The organism is Vibrio sp. Vb1127, from assembly GCF_033338735.1.
Lineage (GTDB): Bacteria > Pseudomonadota > Gammaproteobacteria > Enterobacterales > Vibrionaceae > Vibrio > Vibrio alginolyticus.
Genome location: NZ_JAWOTF010000001.1, coordinates 1 through 13,182, shown reverse-complemented (window position 1 = coordinate 13,182; position 13,182 = coordinate 1). Strand labels below are relative to the sequence as shown.

The window sequence follows — 13,182 nt, the reverse complement described above, 5'->3', positions numbered from 1 at the left end:
AGAATGGAGGCGCCTCCCGGAGTCGAACCGAGGTCCACGGATTTGCAATCCGCTGCATAGCCACTCTGCCAAGGCGCCTTTCTGATTTTTTATCTCTGTTACCAAAGATTTTGATGGTGCCCCGGGCCGGACTTGAACCGGCACAGCGCGAACGCCGAGGGATTTTAAATCCCTTGTGTCTACCAATTCCACCACCAGGGCAACGCAATCATGCATGGGTTAGACACCATCTATCTCGCGACCTTTGCCGTGAGAACGAGGCGTACTTTAACGGATTAATTTATCTGGTCAACAAAAAATTAGTCTTTTTTATTCAAATGGTTAAAAAGACGACTCTAACGAACAAAGGGCGATCATTTTGCTTATTTGATCATCAATACGCTTTGCTTTCGTGCCTTTTAACCTTCTCATTTTATATCAATGAAGAGCCAACAAATCGCGCAAGTTAACAGTATGGGTATAAACTTAACGTGTATTTCAGAGAACAAAATAGCGCTCATCATGTTTCGAAAACCATCATTTCACTTACCCTTACATGCCGACTCCGAACTCGACTTCGTAGTGCCCCACTTCTTCCTTAGTGAATTTGATTATGCACGCTCTCTGGAGCAGGGAGTCATCGAAGACTTAGATCCTGAATTTACACATCAATATCGCGTCACACTGAGGCGCATACGCTCACTATGCTTACTACTTCGCGAACTGCTCCCTCCTTTTGAACAGCGTATTTTGAAACCTCATTTAAAAATAATGATGAAGAAAACAAATAAGCTGCGTGATTTGGACGTATTTATCTTGGGCAAAAAACAATACATTGAAATGCTCCCAAACCACAAATCGTCTCTTGAGCAGCTTTTTGGCTTTATCGAAGCCGAACGTGCTTACGAACAGGCAAAAGTTACGCGTTGGCTAGCTACAGAAGAATACACAACGCACTGCACTTTGGTCAGGAATAGTCTGCTGCGAAGTACGCAACACGAACCAGTGGATAGCAACGTACCTGCGTTACTCTTCGCAAGCCAAAAAATCTACGATCAATTTAAAGAAGTTGATAAAGCACGGCGCAAGATCTCGGACAAAAGTCGTGACAGCGTGATTCATTCGATGCGGATAAAGTGCAAAGCGCTGCGTTATCTGTTAGAAGGGTTTTCCACGCTCTATCCTTCCCAACAGCACAAAAACAACGTGAAACAACTAAAACTATTGCAAGATAAACTCGGTGACTTTAACGACACTTCAAGTCAAATTGAATTTTTCGCACAACTCAAAGAGACAGCAAATCTCAATAAACAAGATCGTAAGGCTTTGAAAAAGCTAATTAACGTGCTTAGCGAACATCATGAACTCTCTCGCCAAACCATCTTGACGCATTTAAGCCAGTTTGAGTCTTTCATTCGCGATACCAATACACAGAATCTCTACCGACCCTAAATCAAGGTTCACGTATTTTTAATATTCATTAATTACAGTCAACCGTTAGGCTCCACTAAGAAAGTTAACGTGAAACCATTAAAACGATACCAATACGAGCGCTATGCGGTGCTTTGTAATCTCGCCTACCCTCGCGTCTTCAGACAAACTCAATATGGATTCGATCCTAATGGGCAACGAGTCATTAGAAATGAACACGGTAAGATTATGATTCGCGTGCTCTGGAGTAAAAAACAGAGTGAAGTGGTCGTAGTGATTAAAGGCTCACACAGTATCAGTGATTGGTTGTTGAACTTCGCGATGTGGACGAGAAGCTGTCGAAGGTTGGGACTAAACTATCGCATTCACGCAGGTTTCTATCATCTGTTGTTCCAAGAAAGTTTACCGAGCCGGAATGAAGATCGGTTAGGGTTGACCGTGATCGAACGCCTCGAAGGTATCGTTGTACCACTTATTCTCAGGCGGAAAAGAATCACTATTACTGGCCACTCTTCAGGTGGCGCGATTGGCAGTGTTTTTGCTGACTATATTGAGAAAAAATACCCAAAAAGCATTAAACGCGTGGTCACTTTCGGACAGCCCGCTGTCGGGGATTGGACGTTTAAGAAACGCTACCGTTTGGGGCACAAAACATACAGGATTTGTTGCGACATCGACATCGTGACCTTTATGCCGCCCGTACCTTTTTTGTATTGGCATGTAGGCAAAATGCTATGGTTATATAACGGGAGAATATACGAGAACACCCCAACGCTCATACGGCTTGGGCGCTCCTTATTTAGTTGGTTAATGCGACCGTTCTCTTATCACTTTATGAGTAAATACATTCGCGACAAAGACTTTTTTGATGAACGCTGAGTTAAACATCCGAAAGGTATGAAGTATAGACACGAAAAAGCCGGACTTCGCCGGCTTTACGATTAAGTGGTGATCTACAGAGAGGCAATTTCTTTTTCAAGTTGATATTTGTTATCTGTGACAATTCGCTCTAACACTTCAACACGTCGCTTCAAGTCACCAATTTGCTTGTTAAGGTTATCTTGTTCTTCTCGGCTCATCGTATTACGTTCAGATATCTCCAACGCTCTTACTTCTTTACGATGGTTCAAGATTAACTTTATTATCCCGCCCCCAAATATGGCACCGAACACAATAGCCACAACCAATACATCAGCAATAGATTCCATTCTTTATCTTCCTCTAGATTATGCTCAAATATAAGTTACTCATTTGTCGAATGAATATCAAATAACACATTGATTCATTGAAAAGTTTTATTAAGAATTGCCTACTCTGTATCAAAATCACAGGAATGGATTATTCAACGCCAACCCAAACCGAGACAGATCCGCCGTTTACTGGGAACTCAGCCCAACCATTCGCATCAGTCCAAACTTCTTCAGTTCGGATACCCAACTTGTCTACGTAGCGAGCACTTGGTTTACCCGTATACATCCACTTCGAGCCGCCAGGTCCATCACTCATGATCACGGCCATTGAATGTGGATGATTTGCATCACCTTCTCGAGTCCAACCAATTACGTCCCAGTGGTCGAGATAAGAATGTTGTTTGCCATAGGCATAATCTTTACGCAGTGTTACTAGCTCTTTAATGTAAGGCACTTTGACCATATTGATGTCATGCCCTTTATCACTGTACTGCGCGCCGTAGTAATCTGCATAAAACACGGATGGATAACCTTCTTCACGCAATAAGATAAACGCGTAAGCGAGCGGCTTAAACCACCAATCAACCGTCGACTCCAAAGCCTGCAAAGGTTGAGTGTCATGGTTTTCTACTAAGGTTACCGCTTTGACTGAATTGTCCTTCATCAGCGTACCATTCATGATTTGACGCATATCGTAGCTACCACCCGATTTAGACGCATTGTAGAAGTTCATATGTAACGGTGCATCGAATAGAGACATGCTGCCAGAAGTTTTGGTGATAAAGTTATGCAGCTGATTCACATCGTAGTTCCAGTACTCTCCGACCGTGAATAGTTCTTTCCCTGTTTTCCAACGTAGGTGATCAATCCATTCTTGCAGGTATTGATATTTGATGTGCTTCACCGCGTCCATTCTAAACCCATCAACACCAGTCATGTTGATATACCACTCGCCCCAGTCTTTCAGCTCTTGCTTAACTTCAGGGTGATCCATGTCTAGATCAGTGTACATAAGGTAATCGTAGTTGCCTTTTTCCGAGCTAACTTCCCAATCCCATGCCTTACCCTCACCTTTGAATTTGAAGATAGCTTTTTCTTCGCCAGCATCGTCCCAGTCCACGCCATCAAAGTGGTACCACGTCCAATGAAAGTTTGAGTACTTGTCGTTGCGCCCAGGGAAATCAAACTCTACCCACGCTTCAATCCATTTGTCGCCGAGCTCAATATTTCGGTTGTTCCAATCGACTCGCTTGGTGTCGACCCAGGATTTACCATCCGCACCGCCACGGTGGTTAAACACTACATCACCATAAATTTGAATGTTATTTGCGTGTGCCGCTTTGATAGCATCGAGGTATTGGTCTTTAGTACCGTATTTGGTTCGCACCGATCCTTTTTGATCAAACTCCCCCAAGTCATACATATCGTAAACGCCATAACCGACGTCGTTGCTACCACCAGCACCTTTATAGGCGGGCGGTAGCCATAACGCGGTGAAGCCGTTGTCCGATAGTGCCGGCGCGTTGTTTTCAACTTGTGTCCAGAGTGCACCGTCATTTGGCACATACCAATGGAAGTACTGCATCATGGTGCCATTTTGTGCCGCCATTACAGGCGAACTGAGCAGCAAAGTTAAGGGTAAAAGTGTAGGTTTAAGGTTGAATGTTTTCATTATTTTTCTCTCACGTTAAGGACTAGAATCCTCCTTTCTGCATATACGCACCAAGCGATACTAACTTTGACGCTAGCTAGGTTGCTGCCTGTAATACAAAAAGTTCGGATTACAATCGAAGAGAAACTATCACCAATCACACTATACAATTATTGAGTTGTCTAACATTTATAAAATCAATGATTAGCGCGTTAAAAATATTGAATGGTGATCAAAACATGGGAGACTTTAGGAAAGCGCGAAGGGTTACGAAAAGGCGGATTAAAAACGAAAAAAGCCAGTCATTTAAGACTGGCTTTCGAAATAGTGGAGGCGCCTCCCGGAGTCGAACCGAGGTCCACGGATTTGCAATCCGCTGCATAGCCACTCTGCCAAGGCGCCTTTCTGATTTTTTATCTCTGTTACCAAAGATTTTGATGGTGCCCCGGGCCGGACTTGAACCGGCACAGCGCGAACGCCGAGGGATTTTAAATCCCTTGTGTCTACCAATTCCACCACCAGGGCAACGCAATCATGCGATGGGTTAGACACCATCTGTCTCAGCGACCTTTGCCGTGAGAACGAGGCGTACTTTAACGGATTAATTTATCTGGTCAACAATAAATTTTATCTTTTTGATTTAAGTGCTTAAAAAGCGATCTGACTAGTACGTTTGGCATTCAAATAGACCAATAAGCACCCGTTCCCTTTCATTAGCCTTGAAGTCATACGCATATTAGTGTCCGTAACTGCTTCGAGGTAAACACGCGACTATCACGTTATGAACGCTGATCTTTTCACCGCTGTAACATCTGTAACAATTTGATTCCCTACTCTTGGCACGACTGCGTACAGAACATCATATTTTGTTACCGATAACTTTATATCGAATGTGGTCGTACCTTTATAAAATCATTGACTTTTTTTATTTTCAAACAAAGCTCAATTCATTATCGAAAATATCAATAAATAATGGTACGTTACACGAGTTGCAGTAATTTAATGGACATATATCACATATAAGGATGTGGTTTACTTTGGCGACACAACATAAGAAAAACAAGGTATATCACTAATGTCTATCAAGAATCTTTCTATAGCGAAAAAGATATCGCTATCGTTTTTACTCATTGCCATCGTCAACATTGCATTTGGCGTGTTTTTATCTACAGAGCTCAAAAGCATCAAATCTGAGCTTTTAAACTATACCGATGATACGCTTCCTGCAATGGAAAGGGTCGATTCGATTCGAGATCATTTGTCTCGCTGGCGCCGAGCTCAATTTGCTGCGTACACTTATGAAGACGCAGACCAAGTCAAAACTAAAATTTCTAACAATATTAGAGAACGCGAAAAGATCACTAGAGAGCTCAACGCTTACGGTGAAACTATCTGGCCTGGCGAAGAGCAGCAAACTTACCAGCGTCTTATGCGTCAATGGAAAAAGTACTTGGTTACTATGGACCAGTACAATGAAGCGATGCTAGCTAACGACAAAACCAAGGCCCACCCTATTTTGGCGAACTCCTTGTCTGCTTTCGAAGCGGTTGACTCAGAGTTAGGCGAACTAATCCGTCTCCTTAAAGAAGCTATGGACAGCAACAAAACTCATATCCTGTCCTCTGTAAATGGATTGAGTAATTCTTCAATAGCAAGTAACGTGATTATTCTACTGATCATGGTAGGCATGACATACGTGCTGACTCGCCTAATTTGTGGCCCACTTAAACTTGTTGTTGAGCAAGCAAATGCCATCGCAACAGGTGATCTATCAAGTGACATTGACCGTAAAGCAATCGGCAATGATGAGCTTGGTGAACTGGCAGACGCGACCACTAAGATGCAAGATGACTTACGCCAAGTTATCGATAACGTGATTGCTGCAGTTACTCAGTTAAGCAGCGCTGTCGAAGAGATGAATCAAATCTCCGATATTTCTGCGTCTGGTATGAAAGATCAACAGCTGCAAATTACGCATATCGCAACAGCAATGACAGAAATGAAAGCGGCCGTAGCCGATGTTGCTCGTAACACTGAAGACTCAGCGAACCAAGCTAACGAAGCAAACCGCCGCACACAACACGGTGTTCGTGAAACCCAAGGTATGGTTGACGCGATTCAAGAAGTTTCAAACGTAATTGGCGCTGCAGGCGATACCGTAGCAGAGCTTGAACAGCAATCGAATAAAATTAACGTGATCGTGGATGTTATCCGCGACATTGCCGATCAAACCAACCTACTTGCACTTAATGCAGCCATTGAAGCGGCGCGTGCTGGTGAGTCTGGTCGTGGCTTTGCCGTCGTTGCAGACGAAGTTCGAACTCTTGCCGGCCGTACGCAAGATTCAACGAGTGAAATCACTTCGATCATTGAGCAGCTACAATCACTTGCAAAAGACGCAAAATCAGCTACTGAACTTTCTAGAACCAGTATCTCAGAATGTGCAGAACAAGGCATTCAATCAAAACAGCTGATGAGCGACATTGAGCATTCGATTTCGGACATCTCAGACATGGGTACCCAAATCGCCACGGCTTGTAACCAGCAAGACTCTGTTGCGGAAGAGCTTAACCGCAGCATTGAAAACATACATTTGGCATCTCAAGAGGTCTCGCAAGGTTCGGAGCAAACCGCACAGGCGTGCCGCGAACTAAGCCAGCTATCCATTTCTCTTAAAGATGTAATGAGCCGCTTTAAACTGAGTTAAACTCAGTGGATACCTTAGTAGATATCAAATCAATCCCGATTTGCTTAAATTGAATGTCATCACTGAGGTATATTTAGGTATATATTAAATCACTATCTTAATAAACGCTCCAAAGCACCACTTGGAGCGTTTTACTTCGTCAGGTACTTTCCCCAAGTACTCAATAACATAACCAATACAAAAAACGCGTACGGAGACTTTATGCGCTTAAATAAAACCTTACTATCACTGACTATCGCTGCTGCAATCGCGATTCCTGTAATGCAAGCTACTGCTGCTCCTCTTCAAATTAGCAATACAGCAGCAAAAGCAGAGCAAGTTCAAGGTGCTAACGCTTGGCTAGAAATAAACTTAGGTCAGTTCCGCGATAATATTGAGCAGTTTAAATCGCACATGGATGGCAAAACGAAAATCTGCGCCGTGATGAAAGCCGACGCATACGGTAATGGTATCGCAGGCCTGATGCCGACTATTATCGAGCAACAAATTCCTTGCGTTGCCGTTGCAAGTAACGCCGAAGCACAAACTGTTCGCGACAGTGGCTTTAAAGGCCAACTTATGCGTGTACGCTCAGCGGATATTGGCGAGATTGAAGCCGTAATCGACCTAAATGTCGAAGAGTTGATAGGCACAGCAGAGCAAGCTAAAGCACTGTCTAAACTAGCCGAGAAAGCTGGTAAAGAAATCAAAGTTCACCTTGCTCTGAACGACGGTGGTATGGGGCGTAATGGTGTTGATATGACGACAGAAGCGGGCAAGAAAGAAGCGCTAGAAATCGCTCAACAAGCTGGCGTTAATATTGTTGGTATCATGACTCATTTCCCTAACTACAATGCAGACGACGTGCGCCAAAAGTTAGCTTCATTCAAAGACAGTTCTGCATGGCTGATTAAAGAAGCGAATCTAAAACGCGACAACATTTTACTGCACGTAGCAAACTCTTACACCGCGCTTAATGTTCCTGAGGCCCAGCTTGATATGGTTCGTCCTGGTGGCGTTTTATACGGAGACTTACCAACTAACCCTGAGTACCCTTCTATCGTGTCTTTCAAAACACGCGTGGCATCCGTTCACCACCTGCCAAAAAATAGCACAGTCGGTTACGACAGCAGCTACACAACAAGCAAAGAAAGCTTAATGGCGAACATTCCTGTTGGTTACTCTGATGGTTATCCACGAAAAATGGGGAATACAGCAGAAGTTCTGATCAATGGCCAACGTGCAAAAGTTGCGGGCGTTGCTTCAATGAACACCACAATGGTAGATGTTACAGGTATAAAAGATGTTGAGCCTGGTTCTGAAGTTGTTTTGTTTGGCTCCCAACAAGGCAAAACGATTTCAGCTACTGAGATGGAAAAACACGCAGAAGTCATCTTCCCTGAACTATACACGGTTTGGGGAAGCGCGAACCCTCGTGTCTACGTAAAATAAACCTACTCAGTTATTCGTAACAGAGCGAAAAAGCGAGCCTGGTGCTCGCTTTCTTTCTTATTTACTAATCTGTACTAGCTCGTGATGTTATCAATTAAACAGAACTTACTATTTCTGTTGTTTTAATCTCCTTTAGCACTACCAAGTACGACTCTCTACACTCTGTTTCTTAAAGCCGCTTGGATGGCTCATTTTTATATAGCACTTAGTGTTTGAAAGCCCCTCCAATTGATGTTAAACATGAAGTTTACAAAAGAATAACAAACACACTCGTATGGCACTGCCCCTTTGCCTGCTAGCTAGGTATCTCTATGACAGAAAATACTCAACATCTTCAACGCTCCTCCGCTGAGTTGCACGAATTTAATCGGCTTGACGTCTGGAACGGATTCACCCAACTTTTACCCCTCTCTATGTTCGTGGTCATATTTGGCCTCGCTTTCGGTGTTGCTGCCGTACAGACTGGACTAGATGTATTTCCCACAATGTTGATGAGCACACTGGTCTTCGCCGGTGCTTCACAATTTGCCACGTTAGAAATGTGGGGAGCAGAAGTCCCTCTCATTCCAGTTCTTATTACTGTATTTGCTATTAATGCTCGTCACCTCTTGATGGGAGCCACACTTTATCCATGGTTACGACAACTCCCACCAACAAAACGTTACGGTGTAATGCTGGTAGCATCAGACGCTAACTGGGCAATGGCACTCAATGCATTTGGTAGAAAAGAACCAGGCTTTGGCTTGCTTATTGGTGGCGGCTTAGCGATGTGGTCTTTTTGGATTGTGGGCACCTGGATCGGCATTTATTTTGGTAGCGCAATCAAAGATCCGGTGGGCCTCGGGCTCGATATGGTTATGGGATGCTTCCTGCTGTCTATGGTGGTGGCCGGGCCGAAAGACTTAAGAATCTTTGCGATTTGGGCCATAGCAGCAGCCTCTTCTATGTTGGCGTATTGGTATTTGCCAGAGAATAGCCACGTAGTGGTTGGCGCCATTACTGGCGGAGTATTGGGTGCTTGTTGGAAGGAGAAGAAAGCATGAACATCGAAACAACCTTAGGTGGCACACTGCTTATCATTATCGCTATGGCGTTAGTCACGCTCATAACCCGCTGGGGCGGAGTGTATGTTATGTCATTCATTCCAATTAGCGAACGGGTTCAACGTTTCATTACTGCGATGTCAGGCTCCGTATTGGTTGCCCTTTTAGCTCCGCTAGCAGTAGAGGGTGATAACGGTGCTAGAGCAGCACTGTTTTCTACTGCCGTTGTCATGTTCATCGTGAAAAAGCCTCTACCCGCAATCGCAGCAGGCATCATCGCCGCCGCTGCAGTACGTGCTCTTTAGTCGTTGTTTCAAAGCCGATACCAGTCATCAATAAAAGACCCAAAACACAAAGCCCTGATGTCACAAGTGTCATCAGGGCTTATCTTATGCTCATCATTTTAACGATGAACAACGATTATTAATCATGGTGAGACAGCACATTACGCACAGCAGTTACAATTGCGCTTATATTTGTCCATTTTACCAATACCAGGGTTAAAGGTATTGGTTGGGTCTAATTCGTGGTAAAACTTCTGCAACGAGTTTTCGGCTTCATACAAGTGACCCACGTTATGTTCTGCTGGGTATTTGGCACCACGGCTATTGAGGTGCTCAAGCATCAGCTTTTTCATCAACTTCGTGTCAGTCCCTTTTTTGAAAATGTAATCTTGATGGAAGACGTAACACATAAAGTGACCATAATAGAGCGCTTGAACAAGGTTCTTACTTACCTCTTCAGGCAAAGTTTCTAGCCACTCTTCATCATTACGTCGCAAAGCGATATCAAGTGCAACGATGTCTTCTACGTCTTTTCGGTGAATCGTCTCGTAACGAATTGCTGCACCTGCTGCTGCAAAGCGATGTAAATAAGCTTTTTTACCCTCTTCCGGCGTACACTCGAAGAAATCACAGTCGTCTTCAACAGCCCAAACTTCTTTGAGGTATTTTTGTGCTTCAGCAATACCACCATCACTCATTTTCAATATCAGGTGATGCTCATACTTGTCACGGAAATCCAGCATTCGCTCTGGTAAATGTTGTGGGAACAACTTGCTCGCGTAGTACAAAATGGTGTCTGGCAGATATTTACTGACAAACGGGATGCGCTCTAAGAAATTTTCTACCTTAGCTTTAAGTGCGAACATTTTTGGCAGCTTATCTGTGCCTAACAAGTCGATGGATAAGAACACATCCTTGCCGTACTTCTCTGCCATGTTGAAGATATCTCGATGCAAGTATTCTCCCATCTCAGGCAAGTTATCAAACGTAGATAAGAAGTCTTTTCGCAACTTCGTTAGTTTCGCAGGGTCATTGGTGCCAAGGTAAAAAACCTGCTCTTTTTCGGGTACTGGGTAGCTGTCAACCCGAACGGCAAAAACACCCAACTTGCCAGCACAGCCACTGGCTTCAAATAATCGGCGTTCATCGGCATTAAAGCGAGAAGGAATGTCAGAAGTCACGTCTCGAACACGTTCATCGTATTCTCTGTCTGATGCCATTCGCTCATCATGAATGATCTTCGCTGGGTCAAAGTTCCCTTCTTGCAGGTTTGTTAGAATTTCTTCTGGCGTTTCACCTAATCCTTCAATACCAAGGTGGTTCACCAAATGTAACTGGCCTTGCTTATCGACCTGCGCGTAGATCGCCAGTTCCGTATAAGCAGGACCACGCTTAACTAGCGCACCGCCTGAGTTATTGGCGATACCACCGACCACAGTGGCACCTAGCGATGAAGAGCCGATGATAGAATGCGGTGCTCGGTTCACTGCCTTCAACTCTTTCTCCAAAGAGTGTAAGCTCGCACCAGGCAAGCAAACCGCCTGCTTACCACCATCTAATAAGTGAATCTTCTTGATTTTGGTAATATTGATCACAACCACATCGCGATCATAATCATTACCACTCGGAGCTGAGCCCTCTGTTAAACCTGTTTTAGCCGCCTGCATGATAATGATGCAGTTTGCTTCAACACACTGTTTAATAATCTTCCATTGTTCTAGAAGAGTGTTAGGAAACACGATAGCAAGCGCATTACCACTACCCGAACGAAACCCCGAGCGGTAATATTTCGTTTTAACCTCGTCGGTTAGAACATTTTCTTCCCCCACGATGGTTTTAAATTCTTCAATCAGCTGCTTTTGTTTCATATCCGTATCTCTAGTTATTGTACTTCGCTCACAACACCGCTTAGCGGCAGGCATGGCGTTTGAGCCACTATAAGCAGTCCATTTCTCTGCGTCTATGTCAGGCAGGCGAGCAATACTTAACCAATAGACAACAAACAAAATAATTCTTTTATTTTTCTGTCACTTATCTTTCACATTCGGAAAATTTAACGCAAGAAACAGACCGTTTCTCAAAAGAAACAATAGCAAAACCACTTGTTAACAGTTGTGCGCAGCATCTTGTTATCAATATTAGTGATAAAACAAGGAGAAAGCTTAAGCTTCTAAATTTATAAGAATTATTAGAAATGAAGATGGAAACAATAACTCAACACCAACATAACGATTAGTGTTGAGTTATTGTCTTAAAATCGATGATTTTGACTTTGAAAGCTGGTGTATAGATGATCGATAAAGATTTTAATTTTTTCTGGTTGTTGACGAGTGTAAGGATACACCGCATAAATACCCAAACATTTGGCGGTTTCGTCTTTAAATAACTGAATCAGACTGCCTTGCTTTAAGTCTTCATAAACCAAGACACGCGGTACATAGATGATTCCCTGCCCTAACAGCGCCACATTTCTCAATACAGAAGAATTGTTAGTACAGAGGTTACCGTCGACGGTGATTTGATATACCTCGTCTCCATCTTTAAACGCCCACTCATGCGCTCCGGTTTCTTGGTAGGAATAGACTAAACAATTGTGTTTAGCCAAGGCTTGAGGTTGTTTAGGTATGCCATGTTTAGCTAGGTATTGGGGTGACGCGCAAATGATCCAATTTGCATCCACCAGCTTTCTTGCAATCAGACTAGAATCTGGCAACACACCCGTTCTAATTGCCAAATCAAAACGTTCATTCACGATATCGACGAAACGATTATCTAGATCCATATCGATATTGATGTCTGGGTATTTCTGATTAAATTCATTAATCACTTGAGGAAGAATTAATTCACCAGAGATAGTAGGCACCGAAATTTTAATGTTTCCAGATAAGTTTTTACCTAAACCCACAATGGATTCTTCCGCCGTTGCCACCGCTTGATAAACCACTTTTGCATGAGTAAAAAACGCTCGTCCTGCTTCAGTCAACGTTAGCGTTCGCGTTGTTCGGTAGAGAAGCTGTACACCAAGCTCTTGTTCAAGCTTGGCAATCCGTTTACTGACGACCGATTTGGTCAGTGACATATGTCTCGCGGCAGCACTGAATGAACCTTGCTCGATCAAGTGATAAAAAATGATGTAATCGTCGGTATTTCTCATGCGTCTTCGTCAAATCCTTTGGAAGCCCGTATTGTAAACTGAAATTGGCTGAGGTGCGAAACATCGGGTCACACTTAATATCAGAAACTCGTGACAGAGATGGGGTTGCTAAGCTCACAGGTAATGAAAAAGAGATGGTGTGAATTTATCAGTCTTCAGATACAAAAAAACCAGCTTTCGCTGGTTTTAAGTTGATGCACTTGGCATCGAGATACCGCCATGGCCATATCTGAATAATTTGGAGCGACACACGAGGTTCGAACTCGTGACCTCAACCTTGGCAAGGTTGCGCTCTACCAACTGAGCTAGTGT

The 13,182-nt window shown here is 43.6% G+C and carries 10 protein-coding genes and 4 tRNA genes; 6 read left to right on the top strand and 8 right to left on the bottom strand.

Going from position 1 to position 13,182, the window contains the following annotated elements:
• Positions 1-4 precede the first annotated feature (4 nt).
• Both R7H07_RS00070 and R7H07_RS00065 read right to left on the bottom strand, forming a co-directional pair.
• Positions 5-78 (bottom strand) — tRNA-Cys (locus R7H07_RS00070).
• Between the two features lie 36 nt (positions 79-114).
• Positions 115-201, bottom strand: a tRNA-Leu gene (locus R7H07_RS00065).
• 300 nt (positions 202-501) lie between these two features.
• Here R7H07_RS00065 and R7H07_RS00060 point away from each other — a divergent pair.
• On the top strand, positions 502-1,431 hold the full coding sequence (locus R7H07_RS00060; RefSeq protein WP_065275626.1) for a CHAD domain-containing protein: 930 nt from the start codon (positions 502-504) through the stop codon (positions 1,429-1,431).
• 69 nt (positions 1,432-1,500) lie between these two features.
• Positions 1,501-2,289: a lipase family protein gene (locus tag R7H07_RS00055; protein ID WP_206958874.1), complete on the top strand. Its 789-nt coding sequence runs from the start codon at positions 1,501-1,503 to the stop codon at positions 2,287-2,289.
• A 74-nt stretch (positions 2,290-2,363) separates the two neighbouring features.
• Here the strand turns inward: R7H07_RS00055 and R7H07_RS00050 are convergent, their stop codons facing one another.
• The 4 genes from R7H07_RS00050 to R7H07_RS00035 all read right to left on the bottom strand — a co-directional run bounded on the left by R7H07_RS00050 (position 2,364) and on the right by R7H07_RS00035 (position 4,776).
• The gene (locus R7H07_RS00050) at positions 2,364-2,618 is read right to left on the bottom strand and encodes a hypothetical protein (RefSeq protein WP_005375990.1); all 255 of its coding nucleotides are present in this window, start codon (positions 2,616-2,618) and stop codon (positions 2,364-2,366) included.
• Positions 2,619-2,748: 130 nt separating this feature from the next.
• Positions 2,749-4,272, bottom strand: coding sequence for an alpha-amylase (gene amyS, locus R7H07_RS00045; RefSeq protein WP_206958875.1), 1,524 nt, complete (start codon positions 4,270-4,272; stop codon positions 2,749-2,751).
• A 307-nt stretch (positions 4,273-4,579) separates the two neighbouring features.
• Positions 4,580-4,653 (bottom strand) — tRNA-Cys (locus R7H07_RS00040).
• Between the two features lie 36 nt (positions 4,654-4,689).
• A tRNA-Leu gene (locus R7H07_RS00035) sits at positions 4,690-4,776 on the bottom strand.
• A 550-nt stretch (positions 4,777-5,326) separates the two neighbouring features.
• Between R7H07_RS00035 and R7H07_RS00030 the strand changes: the two genes are divergently transcribed.
• The 4 genes from R7H07_RS00030 (at position 5,327) to R7H07_RS00015 (ending at position 9,737) form a co-directional block, all read left to right on the top strand.
• The gene (locus R7H07_RS00030) at positions 5,327-6,958 is read left to right on the top strand and encodes a methyl-accepting chemotaxis protein (protein ID WP_017633648.1); all 1,632 of its coding nucleotides are present in this window, start codon (positions 5,327-5,329) and stop codon (positions 6,956-6,958) included.
• A gap of 201 nt (positions 6,959-7,159) precedes the next feature.
• Positions 7,160-8,389: an alanine racemase gene (gene alr, locus R7H07_RS00025; protein ID WP_062730974.1), complete on the top strand. Its 1,230-nt coding sequence runs from the start codon at positions 7,160-7,162 to the stop codon at positions 8,387-8,389.
• A gap of 311 nt (positions 8,390-8,700) precedes the next feature.
• Positions 8,701-9,432, top strand: coding sequence for an AzlC family ABC transporter permease (locus R7H07_RS00020; protein ID WP_062730973.1), 732 nt, complete (start codon positions 8,701-8,703; stop codon positions 9,430-9,432).
• Positions 9,429-9,737: an AzlD family protein gene (locus tag R7H07_RS00015; protein ID WP_017820198.1), complete on the top strand. Its 309-nt coding sequence runs from the start codon at positions 9,429-9,431 to the stop codon at positions 9,735-9,737. The genes R7H07_RS00020 and R7H07_RS00015 overlap by 4 nt, the downstream gene beginning before the upstream one ends.
• A gap of 140 nt (positions 9,738-9,877) precedes the next feature.
• On the opposite strand, the gene dld is transcribed toward R7H07_RS00015, so the two are convergent.
• A complete protein-coding gene (dld, locus tag R7H07_RS00010) occupies positions 9,878-11,584 on the bottom strand; it encodes a D-lactate dehydrogenase (RefSeq protein ID WP_206958877.1) in 1,707 nt (568 codons plus the stop codon).
• 383 nt (positions 11,585-11,967) lie between these two features.
• Positions 11,968-12,870, bottom strand: coding sequence for a LysR family transcriptional regulator (locus R7H07_RS00005; RefSeq protein WP_206958879.1), 903 nt, complete (start codon positions 12,868-12,870; stop codon positions 11,968-11,970).
• Positions 12,871-13,182 lie beyond the last annotated feature (312 nt).